A 21,852-nucleotide genomic window follows, 5' to 3' on the forward strand; every position below is an offset into this window, starting at 1 on the left:
CAAGTGAGGATGCGTCCGATTGCATTGCTTGTTCTGTTTTAAAGTAAAGTATGTTGAATGAAATAATAGAACGCACAAATGTTAATCATAATCCAAAAGCAAGAAAAGATGAAAGTAGGGAGATGCGTTAACATCTTTAATGCTGTGCCATCCCAATCAGGTTGAGGACGGGCGAATGTTAATTGGACAATGGTGACGGTGGATTGTATGATTTCACCTAAAAGCGTTCCAAGAATAAGATGGTAAACGAACATATAAGTGAGAGAATACTGTGATAAGTTTTCAGACTGTATGCCGAGATAACCGATTAAAATTAAAAAGGCAATGAGTAAAATTGGAACTAATTTTCGTGAAGTCTTCCACGTAAAATAAATAAAAATCAAAATATAAGATAGAACAAACAGTGCGCCTTGCCCTTTACTTTGGAAGTAGAGACCTAATGTGAGCATGATCGGAGACATTAAGTAGCCGCCCAATGTCGTGAAAATTTGTCCAGAACGACTTCTACTTTGTGTCACAGCATAGCCTTGTTGCCCTGTCATTTGACGTTCATGTCGAGTGGCAACAACGACAAAGTCTAGCACCCGTCCACCTGACAATCGATTGAACAAGACGTGTCCAAATTCATGCGTGAGCACGGGAATGTAATTGAGTGCGATATCGAGCCATGAAAAAATTGGACGATTGGCGTAATGTCGACATAATAAATATCCCCCTGTGAGACAGATGAGTATTAGAAATGAAATGGGCATAGGGGAAGTAATCCAAGAGTATCCTTGCATAGAAGTCCATCCTTTCATAAATCTTACTTTAATTATAATGATTTCCTGAACACCATACTATGGACTTAAGTCTTAAAGTGGTTGGACATTTATCGTGACAGAATGAGAAAACGTCTTTAGGGAATAAATGAAGCAAAAGTAAAAGCGCTAGAAGTCAGTTGATGGCCTGATTTTAAACATTATTTTCCTTTGCCACTACACACAATCAACGAAAGGATTGATGACATGAGTAGTGGGTTTTTTCGATTTCAGACTTTAGAATGAATTTTATAAAAATAATAGGATTTAACTTGATTTTGGTGTAAAATGTGTTAAAGTAGCATCAATATCATGTAAAAATATTGTAAACAGCTGTTAAATATAATAAGAGATAGAAGGTGAGACTATGGTGAAAGCATTGCCTAGTAGTCATCATGAGGGCACTTTACCTAGTCGTGATACCACTACAGTAGAAGAAGGATATGCTTTAAAAGAGGCAACTGCACAAGTACAAGTGATGGATGTCATGTTTGATAATGTGACATTATTGGACATGCATCAAAATATTTTGACATATATACAAACAGAGACGCAGCACAATTTGTTTATCGTTACAGCTAATCCTGAAATCGTGCACTACGCTTCAGAAGATCCACTTTATTTACAGACACTTAAACATGCCGATTACATCGTCCCGGATGGTACAGGTATTGTAAAAGCATCTCGAATATTGGGGCAACCGCTGAAAGAACGCGTTCCGGGTATAGAACTGATGGAAACATGTTTAAACATTGCGGATATCAGCAACAAAAAAGTGTTTTTACTTGGGGCAACGTCGCCTGTTGTAGAGAAGGCAGCACGACGTATTCAACGTCAGTATCCAAATATTGCGCTTCAAACGCATCATGGTTTTATCGATGTAACGGATCAATCGGTCATTGAACAAATTCGCCAGTTTAATCCGGATTTTATTTTTGTCGGAATGGGATATCCAAAGCAAGAGCAATGGATTCAAAATAATCGTCATCATTTTGATCACACCTTAATGATGGGTGTGGGCGGCTCAATCGACGTATATAGTGGAGACGTAAAAAGGGCGCCTTATGTGTGGCGCGCAATGAATTTAGAATGGGTATATCGTGCATTGACCGATTTGAAACGCATCCATCGATTGAAACGTATTCCTAAGTTTATGTTTGCTGTATATAAGCAAAAGTTGATGCGATAGTTAATGGATAAGAGCGATTCAGACAATCTCAAGCGTGATTGTCCGAATCGCTCTTTTTGCGTGTATCAAGCACCTGATATTAAGTGAAATATGCATTCAAGAAAACAAATCACACCACATTTGAAGTGAATCAAGATACAATAAAGTATGGCATTCATTTGCTGTTCAACAGTGAACCTGTAAAGAAAAGTTAGAAAAGCGAAGTGGCATGATTCACGCCACCAACCACTGATTGATGAAAGCGCCTCATCCATGACATGAGACTACTATTTAACGACAAACCGTGCTTCATCTAGGGCATTGCGAAATGCTTTTTGTTCGGCAGCGGATTTTTTCTTGAAATCTTTTAAAAAGCTTTCATATTTAGGGAGGGTTTCTTCTACAGAACCGAAATCTTTCAAACGACCTGCTTCAATCCAAGCGATCTTTGTACAAAAATCTTTGACTTGTCGGATATTATGACTGACGAAGAAAATGGTTTTTTCTTGTTCTTTAAATTCATAAATTTTGTTCAAACTTTTCTGAGTAAACGTTTGATCACCTACAGAGAGCGCTTCGTCAATGACAAGGATTTCTGGATTGATCGTTGCACTAATAGAAAAACCGAGTTTCGAACGCATCCCGCTCGAATACTTTTTGACCGGTTGATAAATAAATTCGCCCAGTTCGCTAAATTCGACAATTTCAGGTGTGAGTGCTTTAATTTCATTCTTTTTAAAACCCATGCATAACATTTTGAACTCAATGTTTTCCATGCCTGTTAAGTTGCCGTTGAGCCCTGCGTTGATAGCGATAACGCTCACATCACCTGTTTTGTCGATCCGCCCATGTGTGGGTGAGAGAGATCCCCCAATCATATTACTGAGCGTTGATTTACCTGAGCCATTAATACCTACTAATCCGATTACATCACCTGCATAGGCTTGAAATGTGACATCTTTGAGTGCATAAAATGTTTTGTTTTTATGCTTCGGCCACAATGCATCTTTAATACGTTCTTTATTGTTTCGGTAAATACGATATTCTTTTGTCACTTCATTAATACTGACAGTTGGATTCATCTGAGAACAGTCCTTACATTGATAATATTAGAATGAATTTTGTATTTTACTTCCATCATCTTATGTCTATAGATTATAATATATTATTGTATGGTTGTTAAATTTGTAAAGCTATTGTAAAGTATTAGGAATACAATGTATTTATTCTACTTAATTCAGTACAGCTTTTCAATTAAAGAATAGGCGATGGGATACACTAGGTCAAATATTAATGTGCAACGGTCACTTTAGTATGCGTTCTAGGTGGTTATCCAGCATGTGAAAGCGTGGTAAATTATGAATTCTGTTATTACCGTAGTGAAAGAGCATTTTAAAAGTTTTTACCTTATTCAACGGTTAGCACAATTCCAACTTAAGATTTCAAACCATAACAACTATCTTGGATTAGCTTGGGAGATGATTAATCCTGTGATACAAATTATGGTTTACTGGTTTGTCTTTGGGTTTGGAATCAGAAGTAATCATCCTATCGACGGCATTCCTTTTATCTATTGGTTACTCGTCGGTATCAGCATGTGGTTCTTCATTAATCAAGGTATTTTAGAAGGAACGAAATCCATTACGATGAAGTATGGTCAAGTTGCAAAAATGAACTTCCCCCTTTCTATTATTCCGACTTATATTGTGACGAGTAAATTGTATGGTCATTTAATGTTGGTCCTTGCGATTATTGTTTTATGTACAGTGGGAGGCATTAAGCCGAGCATTTATATGTTGCAACTGTTTCTTTACATTCCATTTGCATTTTGTTTTACGTCGGCAGTCTCATTATTAACTTCAACTTTAGGTGTGCTCGTTCGTGATACACAAATGGCAATGCAAGCTTTATTAAGGGTTCTTTTTTACGCGTCACCGATTTTGTGGACACCTCCTGCAGGATCGTTGGCAGAAAAGATTTTAATGTTTAATCCTATTTATTTTGTTGCAGAGAGTTACCGTGCGGCAATCCTCTTTCATGAGTGGTACTTTATCACGCACTGGGAACTTGCACTATACAATATTTGTGTTACAGTTATGTTATTTATTATGGGTTCGATGTTACATATGCGCTACAGAGATCACTTTGCAGATTTTATGTAATGAGAACAGTCCCTCAATACATGGAATTGTGTTGGGGGCTTTGTTTATAAATAATATTTTAAGGCGGTGAAGAGATGATGCGACATTACATCAAAGCGTTATATATATATATTGTGGCTTTTTTAAGCCGTTTTTATCGTACTTTACGCATTGATAGAAATCATATCGTATTTTTAATGACTTTCAAGGAAGACCAGTTACCGATTATCTATCAATTAGATGAACAAGGGTTTAGAATTACTGTTTTTGCAAAAGAAAAAGATTTTCACTATTTAGAAAACAGAGATCATGTGACATGCTATCCGCTTAAAACTGCTACAATTTTAAAGCAATTGTCTGCATTGGCTACTGCAAAAGTCATTTTTATTGATACGTATTATTTATTAATGGCAGGATGGGAAAAAAAGAAAGGTCAGACTGTGATTCAAACATGGCATGCGGCAGGTGCACTGAAAAAGTTCGGTTTAGAAGACCATGCTGTGGATTTAAATCACAAGCCACAAGTTGCACAATATCGTGCCGTCTATGAAGCAACCGACAAATATTTAGTCGGGGGACAACAAATGGCACATTGCTTCGAAAAGGCGTTTGGTGCGCGCTATGAACAACTGATCGGCTTTGGGAGTCCGAGATTAACGACGTATCGCCGTTTAGACCATCAAGCGCACAAAGAAAAACTGAAAAAAGAGTTAGGCATTGATAATAAAGTAGCGGTCTATTTGCCAACGTATCGTGAAGAAGGACGTGCCAATCGAACGATAGATAAACAAACTTTTGAAACAGCGGTTCCAGGTTATACGCTTTTAAGTAAATATCACCCCACTGTGGTGGGAACTGCGCAAAATACGAAAATGTGCACACTTGATTTGATTGTATTAGCCGATTTGGTTATTACAGATTACAGTTCTTTAGCAATAGAAGCGAGTATTGCAGATACGCCAACACTTTTCTATGTTTATGATGAAGCGGAATATGAAAAAGTTCGTGGTTTGAATGAATATTATTATGATATCCCTCAGATGTATAAAGTATATGATGAACTGTCATTATATGAACGAGTTCGAGAAGGTCAACTTCAGCCGTTGTTTAAAGAATGGCATCAATACAACACAAGTGAAAGTTTAAATCAAGTCGTGAACTATGTTAAAAAACTAGTAAAAATATAAGGTGTAAATCGATTATTTTTAGGAATCGATATTGGTTTGTGCTATAATCTTTACAAAATGAAGTTAATTTTAACTATGTTAAGGAGGTGTAAAGATGAAACGTGTAATTACATATGGAACGTACGATCTTTTACACTATGGACATATCGAATTGTTACGCCGTGCACGAGAAATGGGGGACTACCTTGTTGTAGCACTTTCGAGTGATGAATTTAATCAAATTAAAAACAAGAAATCATATTACAATTATGAACAACGTAAAATGATGTTGGAATCGATTCGTTATGTTGACCTCGTCATCCCTGAAAAGGATTGGTCGCAAAAAGAATCAGACGTTGAAAAATATGAAATTGATACTTTTGTGATGGGCCATGATTGGGAAGGAGAATTTGACTTCTTAAAAGGTAAGTGTGAAGTCATTTACTTGAAGCGGACGGAAGGTATCTCAACAACGCAAATCAAACAAGAATTGTATGGTAAAGATGTAAAGTAATATTGAATATAACAAACAGAGACTGGCACGCGATTGCGCCAGTCTCTGTTTGTTTTAATGAAGGAAATAGTGAGAAACCACACTCTAAGTTTCTCCAATAGACAAAGTCTGAGATGTTCAATGGGGATTCCGAGTGCACTCAGTCAAGGCGCTACATTGGAATAAACGATGTGGCGCCTTGAAGTCATTTCGAAATGGTTGATATTAAAAGTTTATTTTTTTCGTAACAAGCTGAAAATGCGGTTGAGTATGAAAGCAAGTATCAATACGATAACTGCAAATGCGAGTGTCGTCAATACAGGATATGCACGCCAACTTGAAACGACGACAGATTTAGACTCATAAATGAGTGGGTTTTCCACTTTAACAGAAGGCGGCCCCTGATTTTTCGTAATAAACTGGCGTGGATATTCTAGGTGGACTTGACTATCTGTGACAACAAAATGATAAGGCGTTTTGAGACTTTTTGGAACAACGTCATATAAATCTTGTGTGACATAATATTTTTTATCATCGATGACATGCTTGCCTTTGGATAGGACTTTTTTGTAATCATATTGAGCAAAGCTATAGTTAATGGCACTTGCACTCATCATGTTACGTTCTTTTTCACCACCTAAGTGACGATAATCGCCTGCCCCCATAATAATATGAAAGATACGAAATGCACCACGTTTTGTAGTAAGAGAATTATTATAATCCGCAATATCACTCGATCCTGTTTTTAAGCCATCTGTTCCCGGTAAACTCATATTTCCACCTTCCAACAAATCATTGAAAGTGTAATAAGTTACTCCGTGTTGCGTAGGGGCAATTTGTTTTGTAAAATCTAAAATTTTAGGTGTATCTTTGACCGTATGTAAAGCAAGAATGGCATAATCACGTGGTGTAGAGGTAGATGATGCCTCATTTCGATATTTCTCAGGTGCAAATTCTAGCAATAAGCGGTTTCTTGCACCAGTTGGATTAACATAGTGGGTGTGCGTCATTCCTAAAGCCTTGGCAGTTTCATTCATTTTATCAACAAAGTCTGAGGTGTTTCCTGAAACTTGATTGGCTAAAATTAAGGCAGCGGCATTGCTTGACGCTGAAACTGTAATTTGAAGTAGTTCTGCAATCGTATATATTTCACCGGGGTAAAGTTTTGTATTACTCAACTCGGGAAGCGTAGACATTCGATAATGTTGGTCCGTGATTTTCACCGTATCATTCAGTGAAAGTTTCTTTTCTTTAACAGCCTGCAATGTTAAGTACATCGTCATCAATTTTGTCATAGAAGCAGGATACCATTGTTGGTTGCTATGATAGTTGTACAAAATTTGTCCTGTTTCGCTAATATTAATCATGCCTTCAGGTTGGTAAGGCCATGTCACGGGATAGCCACTCTGTTGTGCAAGCTCGACAGGTGTGGGTGTATATGCCCGGGCGAAAGGTGTTATAATAGTAGTGGCGAAGAATACAACCACAATGGATAATATTAATTTTTTCATCTGGCAACCCTCAATCTAAAATAGCTATAAATAATAAAACAACATGAAATATTTTATCATAAAATGAAGCGTTTATAAACGAGATTGCAATTGATGTGCATTGGGAAAAGTCAGAGTTTCAATTAATTCCAAAAGTGGTGGAAAGTTTAAGGATTATCTGTTAACGTCATATATGAAAAGGAGCGTAAATCAATGCGTTAGACTGCTTGTACAGAGCGCGAAGACTGAAGGTAGTCTTAAAATGCAACGATAACAATAGAAAAAGAGGTATGTCATTATGAGAGAACGTAACCCACTTTTGTTCTTATTAAAGAAAATTTCATGGCCAGTCGGGTTGATTATTGTGGCCGTGTTGATTGCCTCATTAGGCAGTCTAAGTGGACTACTTGTGCCTTTGTTTACTGGTCAATTGGTAGATAAATTCACCGTAGAGTCGATCAATCCAGTTTTTTTGGGGATATTAGTTGTCGTATTTGTAGTTAACGCTTTATTAAGTGGTATTGGGTATTATTTGTTAAACAAAATTGGTGAAAAAATTATTTATGCAATTCGCTCAGTGTTATGGCGTCATATCATCCATTTGAAAATGCCGTTTTTTGATAAGAATGAAAGCGGTCAGTTGATGAGTCGTTTAACGGATGACACAAAGGTGATTAATGACTTTATATCACAAAAACTCCCAGGTTTTTTCCCGTCGATTATTACACTCATCGGTTCGTTGATTATGCTGTTTGTTCTTGATTGGCAAATGACACTGCTGACGTTCATTACAATTCCTATTTTTGTGTTGGTCATGGTGCCTCTCGGTAAAATCATGCAAAAAATATCGACAAACACACAAACGGAAGTCGCGAATTTTAGTGGCTTATTAGGTCGTGTGTTGACGGAGATGCGTTTAGTCAAAGTTGCCAATACAGAGCAGTTGGAATTGGATAAAGCACATCATAATCTAATAAAGATTTATGATTTAGGACTGAAACAAGCGAAGATCGCAGCAATTGTCCAACCTATTTCTGGGATTATTATGCTGTTAACGATTGGTATTATTTTAGGCTTTGGTGGGATGCGTATCGCTTCAGGGGCTATTTCAGCGGGGACACTGGTAGCCATGATTTTTTACGTATTGAATTTATCTATGCCACTTATTAATCTATCGACATTGGTGACGGATTATAAAAAAGCGGTTGGAGCAAGTAGCCGGATTTATGAAATCTTACATGAACCGCTTGAACGTATCGATGCACCTAACGTCCAACATGATATTCCAACAGGAGATTTAACGTTTGACCATGTGCGTTTTGGTTACGATACCGCTACTGTATTAAATGATGTCTCATTTAATGTACTGAGAGGTGAAGTGACGGCGTTCGTGGGACCATCGGGTTCTGGTAAAAGTACGATATTTAGCTTGATTGAACGGATGTACGAAATTCAGCAAGGGGATATCTTGTATAATGGCACGTCGATATATGATCTGTCACTTACGGATTGGCGAAGAAAGATTGGTTACGTCATGCAAAGTAATGCGATGATGAATGGAACGATTCGTGACAACATCTTGTATGGTATCGACAGAGAGGTACCTGAGGAAGAACTGATACATTATGCGAAATTAGCGAATTGTCATGACTTTATCATGGCGTTCGAACAAGGTTACGATACGATTGTAGGTGAACGTGGTCTGAAACTATCAGGAGGACAACGTCAGCGGATTGATATTGCAAGAAGCTTTGTAAAAAATCCTGATATTTTGTTGCTAGATGAGGCGACAGCAAATCTTGATAGTGAAAGTGAACGTAAAATCCAAGAAGCATTAGATATATTAATGGAAAACCGTACAACCATCGTCATTGCACATAGACTCTCTACGATAAAAAAGGCGGCACAAATCATCTTTTTAGATCATGGAGAAGTGACCGGCAAAGGGCGTCACGAGTCGTTAATGCAAACACATGAAAAATATCAACAATTTGTGGAGACGCAAAACCTCACACACCAACAAGTGCCAGAAGACAACGAGAATCATTAAATTTAAAAATGCTGGGAACACATCAACATCTACTTAGTGCAAAAGTGATGTCGATATGTTTCCAGCTTTTTCTTTTCGGTCTATAAGTAGCAATGAGAAAGTTAAAACAGAAATCATGCACTTGAGCACGGCAAGTCACCCGCTATGATGCTATTGAGATAAGGGACTGAGTTATTCCTCAATAATCAGATGTGACGCTTGATTACAAATTATTGTAAATGTTTAGGTAAATGTTCAGTAGGACACTGTTGATTTGCATCACAAGCACTACATTTACCTTGTTTGGATTTTTTGAAAAACTTTGTTAGCGTATATAGCGTATAGCTGACGATGCATAATACGAGTAACAAATTGACTACAATGGTCATGTTGATAGGCCTCCTATAAAAAATATGAACCGATTTGATATATGACGAGCGACAAAAGATAGGCAACGGTTACGGGATAAGTGACAGCGAGTAACGTCCATTTCCATGAAGGTGTTTCTTTACGAATGGCTGCAACAGTTGCTAAACAAGGCGTATACAGCAAAATAAACACCATAAAAGTATAGGCAGATAATGCATTGAAATGTGTGGATACCATTGAAACAAGACTGTCTTCATTGACCGCAAAGATAATCGCCATTGCACTGATGATGACTTCTTTAGCGAGAAAGCCAGGAATTAACGTGGCCGCTGTTTGCCATGAACTAAATCCGAGTGGGGAAATCAGCGGTGCAATCATCGCACCAATCAGATGTAAAAAGCTTTGATCGACAGGGACATTGATGCCTGATGGTCCTGTATAGTTGAGTAACCAAATGATAACAGATCCTGCAAAAATAAATGTCCCGGCTTTTTTTACGAAACCTTTCCCTTTTTCCCATGTGCTACGCCATAATGTTTTTAGTGACGGCAAGCGGTAAGGAGGCAATTCAATGACAAAAATGGATGTGTCCTTTTTGAGTAATGTTTTTGAAAGAATCCAACTTACGAATAGTGCGACAACAATACCTAAGACATAAAGACTCAACACGACGAGCGCTTGATGTTTCGCAAAGAAAATGGCAACGAACAAGCCATAAACAGGTAATCTTGCTGAACAGGACATGAATGGTGCAATTAATATTGTTGTTAGACGTTCTTTTTCTTCCTCGATACTTCGCGCAGCCATAATGCCTGGGACATTACACCCAAAACCAATAATCATAGGAATAAATGATTTGCCATTAAGTCCAAACTTTTCCATGATACGATCCATAATCACCGCAATACGTGCCATATAGCCTGAATCTTCGAGCAAAGATATAAAGAAAAAGAGGACTAAAATTTGTGGGATGAATACGAGTACGCCTCCAACCCCTGCGATAATGCCATCTGTAACTAAATCTTGCAGTGCCGGATAAATGCCCACCCAATCCATTAATCGTTGTGTTTGTTCGGTTAAAGGACCACCGAAAAAAGCATCCAATTGGTCCGAAAGCGGGGTCCCAACCCAAGTGAACGTGATTTGAAAGATGAACCACATTAGACCTAAAAAAATGGGGATGCCAAGTAATTTATGTGTGAGTATTGCGTCGATACGTTCAGTCATATGTTGACGTTGTGTATCAGGGTATGTCACCACATCTGCTAATAACGTATCAATATAATTTTGACGACATGCCACAATGTGTTGTTCGATATCTACAGTATGTGATGCATTGAAATTCGTAACTAATGTATCAAAATGATGTAATGTCGTTTGTTCTAAATATGTGCGTACAGATGGATTGTGTAATAAATATTGAATCGCTAAAAAACGGTATTGTTCACGTGCTAAAGAAAGCGTTGTGGGCATCGCAGCAATGAGTTGAGATAACAACTGCTCAATGTCAGTGCCATAATTAATTTTTAGCGGACGTTGACGGGAGACTTGGTGATCGACGAGCGCGTTTAGTACGTCGTCACTCCCTTTTCCTGTACGAGCAATGATTGGAATGATCGGGATATGCAGTTGACGCATAAGCCGTTGATGATTAATCCGAATGCCGCGTTTATTAGCGACGTCAATCATGTTGAGTCCAATCAGCAATGGGGCACCGAATTCGAGTAACTGGACAGTTAAATTAAAATTACGTTTGATTTGAGCGGCATCAATAATGTTGACCATCCCGTCGAATGATGCGTTTAATAAATAATCTGTGACCACGGTTTCATCTCGAGAAATCGGGACCAAATCGTAAATGCCTGGCAAATCGATGAGCTGACCAGATTTCTTTTTGAGTTGACCGACTTTTTTCTCAACTGTGACACCGCTCCAATTTCCGACATATTCATAAGATCCGGTGAGCGCATTGAATAATGATGTTTTGCCAACGTTGGGGTTACCTAAAATACAATACGCATTACTCATAAGCTTGCTCCAAGCGAATCTCGCAAGCATCACAATTACGAATGCAAATATGTTGGCCATTAATCTTCATTGTGCAAGGGCCTTTAAACAATCCTTTTTGATATACAGAAATTTGACATCCTTCCACGCATCCTAAAGCGCGTAAACGATGCTTCAAATTGGTATTATTTGTCTCTAATGCTTTTACACGATAGGGTTTTCCAATCTCAGCATTTGCAACATGTAACATATTCCCACCTACTTAATCATTAATGATAATCATTTTCAGTTAATTATAGAATACGATGTTTTTCGTTTGGTGGCAATGTTTTTTTAATATCAAATGTGTAAAAGTATTGAATTGTGATCTAAACATTTTAAAATTATCAAATAAAAATAATATCGAATCATTTATTGCTTATACATTGAGACTTTAAATGCCTAAAAAAATATATTCTCAGGTAAGAAAGCACGTGGTATACTAAACTTGTTAAAAAACAGTTGAAAGGTAAGAGGTAGCGCTTTATGTATTTAATCATTAATATTATTGGATTGGTTGCTTTTTTAGGGCTTGCATATTTATGTTCTCGGGACCGAAAAAACATCCAGTGGCACTCGATTGCGATACTTGTTGTTTTAAATCTATTGTTAGCATGGTTTTTTGTTTATTTCCCAGCCGGGACACTTGCAGTAAAAAAAGCAGCAGAGGGCATTTCATGGGTTATCGATGCTGCCTTTGCAGGGATTGGCTTTGCGTTTCATAGCTTTACAGCAACGAAGCAATTAGATATGGCTGTTGCAGCGCTATTCCCAATTTTATTAGTTGTTCCACTTTTTGATATTTTAATGTATTTCCGAATTTTGCCTTGGGTGATGCGAGGCATTGGTTGGGTACTTGCTAAAATTACACGTCAACCTAAATTTGAAGCATTTTTCGGAATTGAAATGATGTTCTTAGGTAATACAGAGGCACTTGCAGTTTCGAGTGAACAATTGAAGCGGATGAAGGACGCACGTGTTTTAACGATTGCGATGATGTCAATGAGTTCTGTTTCAGGGGCGATTGTAGGCGCTTATGTGACGATGATTCCTGGTGAATTGGTGTTGACAGCGATTCCATTAAATATTGTTAATGCGATGATTGTTGCGGCGATTTTGAATCCTATCAAATTAGATGCTGACGAAGACGTGATTTATGATTTGCGTTCAAATGAAGCGCGCCAACCATTTTTCTCTTTCTTAGGTGATTCTGTATTAAATGCGGGTAAATTAGTGTTAATTATCATTGCATTTGTTATTAGTTTTGTTGCTTTAGCAGAACTTGCCGATCGTTTAATCCATTTAATTACAGGAGGAATCGGTCATCTGTTCCATCTTAAAGGAAGCTTTGGTTTAGACCAAATTTTAGGTGTCTTCATGTGGCCATTTGCACTATTACTGGGCTTACCGATTGATGAAGCTTGGGTAGTGGCACAACAAATGGCGAAGAAAATTGTGACTAATGAGTTTGTTGTCATGGGACAAATTGCTGGAGAAGTCAATGATTATGCGCCACATCGTCGCGCAGTGATTTCGACTTTCTTAGTCTCATTTGCGAACTTCTCTACATTAGGTATGATTATCGGTACATTAAAAGGGATTGTTCAAGAAAAAACGTCGGACATTATTTCAAAGTATGTACCAATGATGTTGTTAGCAGGGATTTTAGTTTCATTGTTAACAGCGAGTTTTGTCGGTTTATTCGCATGGTAAAATTAATCCGTATGTGTGACGGATGTTAATAAGGAGGAGAATCTGTATCGCAATGATGCGGGTTCTCTTCTTTTATTGGTTTTAGGGATAGGCTAAGGATTGCTATTATGATAATGAAAGATTGGAAAGCGAGCGCTTATCTTACACGTTGATGGGGTGTCGCTACAAAATCAGTTGGACGTATTCGATGTTTGATTGCGTATAAAAAAGCAGCCCAGCGATTGCTGAACTGCCTTAGACGGGAAATGAATAATTTAGATTGATATTCGAGCAAGATATCAATCTCGAGCAAAAATCTCTTTTATTATAAAACACAAAGGAGATGGCCTCTTGTTGACTAGATGACTAGCAACAAATAAGGTAATTCATATTATACACGAGTCATAGCAAAAAGTAAACGAAATATTCAGAAATTTAAAATTTTCAGTCTATCTTTATATGTGTAGACGAAAATCAAGGGTACGTTTTGTGTAAAAGATATGATAGTATGGCATATGATAAGATTGAAATAAAAAATGAAAAGGGGGAATGACGGGGTGAATCGAACAATAAGAGATTTAATATTAGTCGTGATAGGCTCATTTATATTTGCAGTAGGGGTGAACGCATTTGTGATTGCAGGTGATCTCGGTGAAGGGGGTGTGACGGGGTTAGCCATTGTTTTATACTACGCATTCCATTGGTCACCCGCCATTGTTAACTTTGTTGTTAATGCCATCTTGATTGCAATCGGCTATAAGTTTTTAAGTAAACGGAGCATGTATTTAACAATTGTAGCTACTGTATTAATCTCATTGTTTCTAAGTTTAACCGCATCTTGGGCAGTGAAAACGGAAGATATTATTATCAACGCTGTTTTCGGAGGTTTTTCAATCGGTTTAGGTATCGGTGTGATTGTATTGGCAGGGGGGACAACAGCAGGAACGACCATCTTAGCACGGATTGCCAATAAATATTTGGATGTGAGCACACCATACGCATTACTCTTTTTTGATTTAATTGTCGTTGTCATTTCTTTAACTGTGATACCGTTAGATCGTGCACTTTTAACGATTATTAGTCTTTATATTGGTACGAAAGTGATGGACTTTGTTATTGAAGGATTAAATCCTAAGAAAGCAGTGACAATTATTTCAAAATCACCGGACCGTATTGCAAAAATGATAGATGAAGATATTGGGCGAGGTATTACGATTTTGAACGGCAGAGGGTATTTCTCGAAACAAGAAACGGATGTACTTTATGCGGTCATTAGCAAGACCCAATTATCACGAACGAAACGAATGATTCGTAAAATTGATAGCAATGCATTTGTTGTTGTGCATGATGTACGCGATGTTTATGGTAACGGTTTTTTAGTTGAAGACTAGGATGTACTGCAAAGGGAAATGAATCATGAGACGCGCTATGAAGAATTGGATGAGGACCATTTCTTCATAGCTTTTTTAGTTGTAGAGCAGTTGAGCCGGGCGTGTGTTCATAGTCGCTTTTGAGGGTCATTAGTGCGGAGTAAGGGATGGTTTTGTGAACACGCGCTTGATTTACGGTTAGAAATATTTTTCAAATAATGATATACTGTCGTTAAATATGATAATGATTATCAATTGCACAAAATAATTGGGAATGAATGACATGCGCATGATGCATTTTCATGCATGCATACAGGAACGACTTTGTACAAGGCGCATATATAAAGTGCGTAATCGTTTTAAGAAAGAAGGATGACGATGAATAGATTAATAGGGAAAGATGTCACAATCGGTTATGGTGACCGTGTTATTGTTGATCGTTTGAATGTCGCAATACCAGATGGTGCGATTACTTCAATCATTGGACCGAATGGATGTGGCAAATCGACTTTACTCAAAGCACTTTCTCGATTATTGAATACCAAAAGTGGAGAAATTTGTTTAGATGGTAAGAATATCCATGTTCAATCAACGAAAGAAATTGCTAAAAAAATTGCAATATTACCTCAATCGCCTGACGTTTCAGATGGATTGACGGCTGGAGAGCTTGTGTCATATGGACGTTTTCCTCATCAAAAAGGATTCGGTCGTTTAAATGAAGAAGATAAAAAGGCGATTGATTGGGCGATGCGTGTGACGGGAACGATTGATTTTAAACACCGTGCCGTGAATGATTTAAGTGGAGGTCAACGTCAACGTGTATGGATTGCGATGGCGCTAGCGCAAAAGACGGATATCATTTTTCTCGATGAGCCAACAACTTATTTAGATATTTCACATCAGCTTGAAATTTTAGAGCTCGTTCAAGAACTGAATGAGAAACAAGGAACGACGATTATTATGGTCCTACATGATATCAATCAAGCGATTCGCTTTTCAGATCATTTGATTGCGATGAAAAATGGTGCGATTGTTAAACAAGGAGAGACACATGAAGTGCTCACAAATGAAATTTTAGAACAAGTCTTTAATATTGATGCAGAATTAAGTACAGATCCACGTACAGGAAAGCCCATGTTGATTACTTATAATTTATTATGTAAGCATTACGAGAAGGCTTAAGTCATACGTAATAAAAGTTCAGGCAACAGAGGATAGGTTATCTGTGGCGCGTATGCGACAGCTATTTTTTGGACTACCATATAACGTGTTATTCATGAGATGGGCGCTGAATCTGACGCACTTCATCAATTTCAACCTCTAGAATAGAAGTTTATTTGTAAAAAATATGTTAAAATAATCTTTGCAATGAATTATTTGATATAATTGAACTTAATGTGATTGACCAATCTGAAATTTTTTTCTTAATATGTTAAAATAAGGTCGATTGGATAATGGCACATTCAGGAGGACGAGCCATGCAAGATTTAATAAAGAGACATGTCTTAAACGGCGAATTTGATGCAGTGAAGAACTTAATGTCTGCGACTGATTTTTTAGAGTTTGAAGAAGCGTATATCTCCAGTGCGTATGAGGAAGAAAGTGTGATGTATTATACTTGTCTCCTCGATATGATAAAAGACAAAGAGACAAGTGAAATTCATGATTTAGCATTTTTACTTCTTGTATATCCATTGAGTGATGTGCCAGGTGCATTAGAGTCTGCATATTATCATGCCGAAGCTTCAATTGATTTAACTGAAGGCAAAGAAGTGAAGAGCTTGTTACAGATGTTGTTGTTACACGCGATTCCAGAACCAGTCATTTCTGATAAAAAAGCTTTTCAGATTTCGAAACAGATTTTAAAGCTTGATCCGAGCAACAAGGTCGCGCGCAATGTATTAAAAGATACAGCGAAACGTATGGATCAAGTTGTCGTTGACTTTGAACAGTTGAATCACTATAAAGACGCATAATGTCAAAACAAAAAACCATTCGATACCGATGCCGTATCGAGTGGTTTTTAATGTTTGCGGGAGCAGTGCAGCTTACAAAGAGCGATTACAATTCGTTCAATGTCAATATAAGTCTAGAAATCAAATTGTAGGCATCATGTTTTTCTATATCTATTTAATTTCAGTTTGTGTATAATGAATAAGTTCGATGATGGAGGGAGAGGGATTATGGAAACTCAGAAACATTCAAAAATGATTATGGCTGTATTTTTAATTGGGGCTTTTTTCATGATTTTAAATGAAACATTGTTAAATATTGCTTTGCAAACATTGATGCAATATTTTGATATTTCACGTACAACAGTGCAATGGATGGCAAGTGGTTTTATGATGATTATGGGCATTGTATCACCACTTTCTGCATTGATTATTCAATGGTTTACAACGAGACGTTTATTTTTAGGCTTACTCATTATTTTTATGATAGGTTCTTTAATTTCTGGTTTTGCCATGAACTTTCCAATGTTACTCACAGGACGTATGATTCAGGCGATTGGCACAGGTTTAATGATTCCATTAATCATGAATGCGATGTTACTTTTGTTTGATGAATCGGTGAGAGGAAAAGTGATGGGGACATTTGGTCTTATCATTATGTTTGCGCCCGCGTTAGGTCCCACTTTATCAGGTGTCATTGTTGATTATATGGGCTGGCGTTGGTTATTTTTTATTGTTATTCCATTTATGCTTTTTGCATTTGTATTTGGTTTCGTTTTCTTGAAAAATGTTGGAGAAGTGACAAAACCAAAAATAGATGTCGTCTCCATTATGTTATCCACAGTCGGAATTACCGGTTTGATTTATAGTGTGTCGAGAGTAAGTGCTGTGCAAGGAGGCATTCTCAACTGGGGAATTGCGATACCGCTTATTGTCGGCTTAGTATGTATTGTTGCTTTTATTCGTCGTCAGTTGATTTTGGAAGAACCTATTTTGGATTTTCGTGTTTTACAATTTCACAATTTCCGTAAAGGTATGATTATTTTTGTGATCATTATGATGAGTATGTTTGCATCTGAAATTGTGATGCCCATGTATTTACAAGGACCAATGGGTTTTTCAGCTAAAGTGGCTGGATTGATTTTATTACCAGGTGCGTTACTGAATGGTTTTCTGTCACCTTTTATGGGAGGATTGTTTGATAAATTTGGTCCACGAAAATTAGTCATACCAGGTATGTTATTATTGCTCGGTGTCGCGATTTTTTATACGACAGTACATCCGGGTTTACCTGTTTATATTTTTGTCCTCGCTTATATTGTATTAATGATTGGTACGGCTGCAATTATGATGCCTGTAAGTACCAATGGTTTAAACGCTTTACCACAGGATAAATATCCACATGGAACGGCTATTTTTAATGTGTTACAGCCTATTGCAGGAGCGACAGGCATTGCGATATTTGTCGGTATCGTATCAGGGGTTCAAAATAGAGTGTTGGAGAAATATGTGCATATTACACAAGATATTCGCAATCAAGCCATGACATCCGGGATGCATAGTGCATATATTTTTGCAGTGGTATTATTGATCATTGGATTAATTTTAGCATTTAGATTGACAAACGCTTCGCAAGAAAAGCGTCAACAAAATGCAACACAAGATGATTTGTAGATGAAAAACAACTGAAGCAATAGCAAAAAGTCGTTTTACAAGGGCAGGTTAAGCAAGCCATCTGTCAGTTGAAAACTTGAATGAGGAAGTGAGGCAATCTGATATTGCTTAACTTCCTTTTTTGGAGTGCATAACGTTTTGAACAGAAAAGACAAACACGTCAAGTTTAAAAAATGTTAAAAGTGATTTTTGTGCAGTCACAAGTTTAAAAAGAGGTAAATTTATCATTTTTGTATAGTAATACAAATATATGGACTCAATTGTTTATTTATTCGTAAAAAGGTATAAAAAATATGCTATAAAGTGATTTGATACGGTGTTAAACCCAGTCGTAGCAAGGTTTTCAAAGGTTTAATGACCTTATGAAAGTTTGAAATTAAGAGATGAATGTGTTTTAATGTTTAACGTGTTTTGCTAACGAGGAGGTCAAAACAGTATGAAAAAATATAATGAAGCTATAAAAATAGCTTTTGCCTATGTAGGTGTTGTAGTCGGAGCTGGTTTTTCTACTGGTCAAGAAGTACTGCAATTTTTTAGTAGATATGGTATTTATTCCTATATCGGTGTGATTATTTCAGGTATAATATTAACATTTATTGGACGTCAAGTTGCTAAAATTGGTACAGCATTTGATGCTGAAAATCATGAATCAACGCTTGAGTATTTGTTCGGAAAAAAACTTGGACTTGTGATTGATTATATATTGATTTTATCACTCTATGCGGTCACTATTACAATGATTGCAGGGGCAGGTTCAACATTCAATGAAAGTTTTGGCGTACCGATTTGGCTAGGGTCATTATTGATGTGTATTGCCGTTTATATTACTTTGTTGATGGACTTCAATAAAATTGTACGTGCCCTAGGTATTGTGACACCCGTGCTGATTGTACTAGTTGTGCTTATTGCTGCAACGTCACTATTCAAAGGTTCGATTCCACTTTCACATATTAATCGTGTTGTGGAAACACCTAATATTGGTTTGGCCATTTGGAATGGCTTTAACTATGGGGGCTTAGCTTTTGCAGTCGGCTTCAGTACACTTGTCGCTATTGGTGGCGATGCATCTAAAAGATTAGTTTCAGGATTAGGAGGATTAATTGGAGGTGTCGTTTATCTCGTCCTGCTGGGATTAATTAATTTTGCACTTCAGTCCGAGTATACAGAGATTAAAAATGCAGCCATTCCTACATTAATTCTAGCGGGTAAGATTTCACCTATCTTAATTGTTGTATTATCGATTGTGATGTTGGCAGTTATGTATAACACAATTTTAGGTTTATCTTATTCATTTGCGGCACGTTTTACGTCACCGTATACGAAAAAGTATTATGTTATGATTTCTATTTTAGTACCGCTTGCTTACGTTTTGAGCTTCGTCGGTTTTGAAGGTTTAATTGCCATTGTTTACCCAATGATGGGGGTTATTGGCCTTTTCATTGTTATTGCAGTGACGGTAAAATACTTTTATAGAAAATCACAAGATAAGAAATTCATTGCTTAATTAATTAAATATGTTACAATTTTTCCGAAAGGAAAGATTGGAATGACAAATCATAGAAAAAGATGGATTTTGATTACATTCATTATTCTACTTGTTATAGCCGGTCTTATAGCCGGCTATTTTTTTGAACCGAAACAGTCCAAACACGTTGATCAAAAAGTTTCAATTCAAAATAAAAATGTTTCTGCAATTGAAAATATTACGTATATGGAAGGACTACCAAATAGCCAATTAGATATTTTAATGCCGAAGCATGTCAATGCGAATGAAAAACTCCCTGTGATTTTTTGGGTGCATGGTGGAGGGTTTATTGCTGGAGACAAGCAATACAAAAACCCGTTACTTGCACAAATTGCGGAACACGGTTATGTTGTAGTGAATATCAATTATGCACTTGCCCCAGAATATCGCTATCCAACACCACTCATTCAAATGGATCATGCGGTACGCTTTATTAAACAAAATGAGCGGAATTTACCAATTAATTTAAACGAAGTGGTCATTGGCGGTGATTCGGCAGGTGCCCAAATCAGTAGTCAGTACACAGCAATGCAAACCAACACACCATTGCGCAAAGAGATGGATTTTGCACAGCAATTCAGCCCGAACCAAATTAAAGCGGCGATGTTTTTCGGCGGTTTTTACGATATGAAAACAGTGCGAGCTACCGAATTTCCACGAATAGATTTATTTATGAAGAGTTACACAGGTGTCGAAAATTGGGAAACACGCTTTAAAAACATCACGGAAATGTCGACTAAAAATCAGCTTACCGCTCAGTTTCCTGCGACATATTTATCTGTTGGCGATGCGGATCCCTTTATGAGTCAAAATGTGGCCTTTGCCAATGCGTTAGAGAAGAAAGATATTGTAGTTGAACGTTTTTTCTTTGATGGGACACATCATTTGAAACATCAATATCAGTTCCATTTGAACAAACCTGAATCAAAGGAAAATATCCAACAAATGCTTCACTTTTTAAGTCGAAATACATCAAATACGCAAGTCAATACAAAGACAAGTGAGGGGGCACATACGGAAATTGTTTTGAATCCGTATGACATTTGAAGTGTCAGTGGCATATGAGGTCAATCAGTAAATGAGGAGGTTCCTTTCAGCGTCATCATCAAGGAATGGTAAGGCTGAAAGGACCTGTGTTTATTTTTTCTGAGATACACTTAAAGTAAGAGGCAATGAATTATATTCTGTTCTAATTTGAAGACGCTTATTTTTAGTTTCGTTTGTTGAGGAGATTCATGTATCCTCAGTAGCAATGTTATACAGGGGTCACTAATCATTCAGTAAATAGGACATCACCAATTCATTGAAGTATTCACCATTAATCTTTAATGTATGGCGCAATTCGCCTTCAACTTTAAAGCCAGCACGTTCATAAAGGCGTATGGCAACTTTGTTTTCTGTGACAACAGTTAATGAAATCCTTGTTATACCGTGCGCTTGGCACCATTTCTTACAATGCTGGATTAAATCAAAACCAATCCCTAAACCTTGAAAGTCACGTAAAACAGCCATGGAAATCTCCGCATGATGTTCAACACGATGCAACTTTTGGGTCGTTACTGTTAAGTATCCAACCAGTTGCTGCTCACTTTCTGCCACAAGAATAGTCAGATAAGGAGAAGTAATGACTGCTTCAATACGTGAAATGACGTTTTCTAAAGAAGGCATATATTCACCCGGATCATAAAGCATATATTGTGATTCATCAAAAGACTGTTTCATGAGTGTCATAAATGCTTCGACATCATTGATGCTAATTTCTCTGATTGTTATTGCCATGCCTTCACCTCCATTTTCTACACGGATATGGCACCTTATTAATTCCGTAAGCTTATTGTAACGTAATTTAATAAATATAGGAAATTTCTACGATGATAAATTGAATTTTGAAAAATGAATATTTTATATTTCTGTAATATTGAAAGCGGTGTGGGTGA

Annotated in this window: 19 protein-coding genes; 12 read left to right on the forward strand and 7 right to left on the reverse strand. The window is 37.2% G+C overall.

Translation table 11 applies throughout. The features are described 5' to 3' along the window. Window positions 1-38: 38 nt before the first annotated feature. Window positions 39-800 carry a M50 family metallopeptidase gene (locus tag B5P37_RS07635; protein ID WP_425319115.1) on the reverse strand — a complete coding sequence of 254 codons (762 nt, stop codon included), beginning with the start codon at window positions 798-800 and terminating at the stop codon, window positions 39-41. A gap of 367 nt (window positions 801-1,167) precedes the next feature. Between B5P37_RS07635 and tarA the strand changes: the two genes are divergently transcribed. Next, on the forward strand, window positions 1,168-1,989 hold the full coding sequence (gene tarA / locus B5P37_RS07640; protein ID WP_085237659.1) for an N-acetylglucosaminyldiphosphoundecaprenol N-acetyl-beta-D-mannosaminyltransferase TarA: 822 nt from the start codon (window positions 1,168-1,170) through the stop codon (window positions 1,987-1,989). Window positions 1,990-2,255: 266 nt separating this feature from the next. On the opposite strand, the gene tagH is transcribed toward tarA, so the two are convergent. Then, window positions 2,256-3,050, reverse strand: coding sequence for a teichoic acids export ABC transporter ATP-binding subunit TagH (gene tagH, locus B5P37_RS07645; RefSeq protein WP_085237660.1), 795 nt, complete (start codon window positions 3,048-3,050; stop codon window positions 2,256-2,258). A gap of 276 nt (window positions 3,051-3,326) precedes the next feature. On the opposite strand from tagH, the gene B5P37_RS07650 reads away from it, so the two are divergent. The 3 genes from B5P37_RS07650 (at window position 3,327) to tagD (ending at window position 5,789) form a co-directional block, all read left to right on the forward strand. Then, the gene (locus B5P37_RS07650; protein ID WP_085237661.1) at window positions 3,327-4,130 is read left to right on the forward strand and encodes an ABC transporter permease; all 804 of its coding nucleotides are present in this window, start codon (window positions 3,327-3,329) and stop codon (window positions 4,128-4,130) included. A 74-nt stretch (window positions 4,131-4,204) separates the two neighbouring features. Continuing rightward, window positions 4,205-5,296 (forward strand): teichoic acid glycerol-phosphate primase TarB, encoded by a 1,092-nt coding sequence (gene tarB / locus B5P37_RS07655; RefSeq protein ID WP_085237662.1) that lies wholly within the window; start codon window positions 4,205-4,207, stop codon window positions 5,294-5,296. Between the two features lie 94 nt (window positions 5,297-5,390). Then, the gene (gene tagD / locus B5P37_RS07660; RefSeq protein WP_085237663.1) at window positions 5,391-5,789 is read left to right on the forward strand and encodes a glycerol-3-phosphate cytidylyltransferase; all 399 of its coding nucleotides are present in this window, start codon (window positions 5,391-5,393) and stop codon (window positions 5,787-5,789) included. Window positions 5,790-6,001: 212 nt separating this feature from the next. On the opposite strand, the gene pbp4 is transcribed toward tagD, so the two are convergent. After that, window positions 6,002-7,279 (reverse strand): penicillin-binding protein PBP4, encoded by a 1,278-nt coding sequence (gene pbp4, locus B5P37_RS07665; RefSeq protein WP_085237664.1) that lies wholly within the window; start codon window positions 7,277-7,279, stop codon window positions 6,002-6,004. 277 nt (window positions 7,280-7,556) lie between these two features. Between pbp4 and B5P37_RS07670 the strand changes: the two genes are divergently transcribed. Further along, on the forward strand, window positions 7,557-9,308 hold the full coding sequence (locus tag B5P37_RS07670; RefSeq protein ID WP_085237665.1) for an ABC transporter ATP-binding protein: 1,752 nt from the start codon (window positions 7,557-7,559) through the stop codon (window positions 9,306-9,308). A gap of 209 nt (window positions 9,309-9,517) precedes the next feature. On the opposite strand, the gene B5P37_RS07675 is transcribed toward B5P37_RS07670, so the two are convergent. From B5P37_RS07675 to B5P37_RS07685, 3 genes are read right to left on the reverse strand one after another with little or no spacing between them, the layout of a single operon-like run. Next, complete coding sequence (locus B5P37_RS07675) at window positions 9,518-9,676, reverse strand: FeoB-associated Cys-rich membrane protein (RefSeq protein ID WP_085237666.1); 159 nt, start codon at window positions 9,674-9,676, stop codon at window positions 9,518-9,520. A 13-nt stretch (window positions 9,677-9,689) separates the two neighbouring features. After that, complete coding sequence (feoB, locus tag B5P37_RS07680) at window positions 9,690-11,684, reverse strand: ferrous iron transport protein B (RefSeq protein WP_085237667.1); 1,995 nt, start codon at window positions 11,682-11,684, stop codon at window positions 9,690-9,692. After that, window positions 11,677-11,913 (reverse strand): FeoA family protein, encoded by a 237-nt coding sequence (locus B5P37_RS07685; RefSeq protein ID WP_085237668.1) that lies wholly within the window; start codon window positions 11,911-11,913, stop codon window positions 11,677-11,679. Before B5P37_RS07685 ends, feoB begins: the two co-directional genes overlap by 8 nt. Before the next feature lie 275 nt (window positions 11,914-12,188). Between B5P37_RS07685 and B5P37_RS07690 the strand changes: the two genes are divergently transcribed. From B5P37_RS07690 to B5P37_RS07720, 7 genes are all read left to right on the forward strand, one after another. Further along, a complete protein-coding gene (locus B5P37_RS07690; RefSeq protein WP_085237669.1) occupies window positions 12,189-13,415 on the forward strand; it encodes a NupC/NupG family nucleoside CNT transporter in 1,227 nt (408 codons plus the stop codon). 536 nt (window positions 13,416-13,951) lie between these two features. Beyond that, window positions 13,952-14,785, forward strand: coding sequence for a YitT family protein (locus tag B5P37_RS07695; protein ID WP_085237670.1), 834 nt, complete (start codon window positions 13,952-13,954; stop codon window positions 14,783-14,785). A gap of 357 nt (window positions 14,786-15,142) precedes the next feature. Then, complete coding sequence (locus B5P37_RS07700; RefSeq protein ID WP_085237671.1) at window positions 15,143-15,946, forward strand: ABC transporter ATP-binding protein; 804 nt, start codon at window positions 15,143-15,145, stop codon at window positions 15,944-15,946. 296 nt (window positions 15,947-16,242) lie between these two features. Then, the gene (locus tag B5P37_RS07705) at window positions 16,243-16,740 is read left to right on the forward strand and encodes a hypothetical protein (RefSeq protein ID WP_085237672.1); all 498 of its coding nucleotides are present in this window, start codon (window positions 16,243-16,245) and stop codon (window positions 16,738-16,740) included. Window positions 16,741-16,947: 207 nt separating this feature from the next. Further along, window positions 16,948-18,390 carry an MDR family MFS transporter gene (locus tag B5P37_RS07710; RefSeq protein ID WP_085237673.1) on the forward strand — a complete coding sequence of 481 codons (1,443 nt, stop codon included), beginning with the start codon at window positions 16,948-16,950 and terminating at the stop codon, window positions 18,388-18,390. 436 nt (window positions 18,391-18,826) lie between these two features. Continuing rightward, the gene (locus B5P37_RS07715) at window positions 18,827-19,894 is read left to right on the forward strand and encodes a YkvI family membrane protein (protein ID WP_085237674.1); all 1,068 of its coding nucleotides are present in this window, start codon (window positions 18,827-18,829) and stop codon (window positions 19,892-19,894) included. Window positions 19,895-19,936: 42 nt separating this feature from the next. Next, window positions 19,937-20,962: an alpha/beta hydrolase gene (locus tag B5P37_RS07720; RefSeq protein WP_085237675.1), complete on the forward strand. Its 1,026-nt coding sequence runs from the start codon at window positions 19,937-19,939 to the stop codon at window positions 20,960-20,962. 222 nt (window positions 20,963-21,184) lie between these two features. Here B5P37_RS07720 and B5P37_RS07725 read toward each other — a convergent pair whose 3' ends face one another. Further along, window positions 21,185-21,694: a GNAT family N-acetyltransferase gene (locus B5P37_RS07725; RefSeq protein ID WP_085237676.1), complete on the reverse strand. Its 510-nt coding sequence runs from the start codon at window positions 21,692-21,694 to the stop codon at window positions 21,185-21,187. Window positions 21,695-21,852: the final 158 nt, after the last annotated feature.

The organism is Staphylococcus lutrae (assembly GCF_002101335.1).
Taxonomy (GTDB): domain Bacteria; phylum Bacillota; class Bacilli; order Staphylococcales; family Staphylococcaceae; genus Staphylococcus; species Staphylococcus lutrae.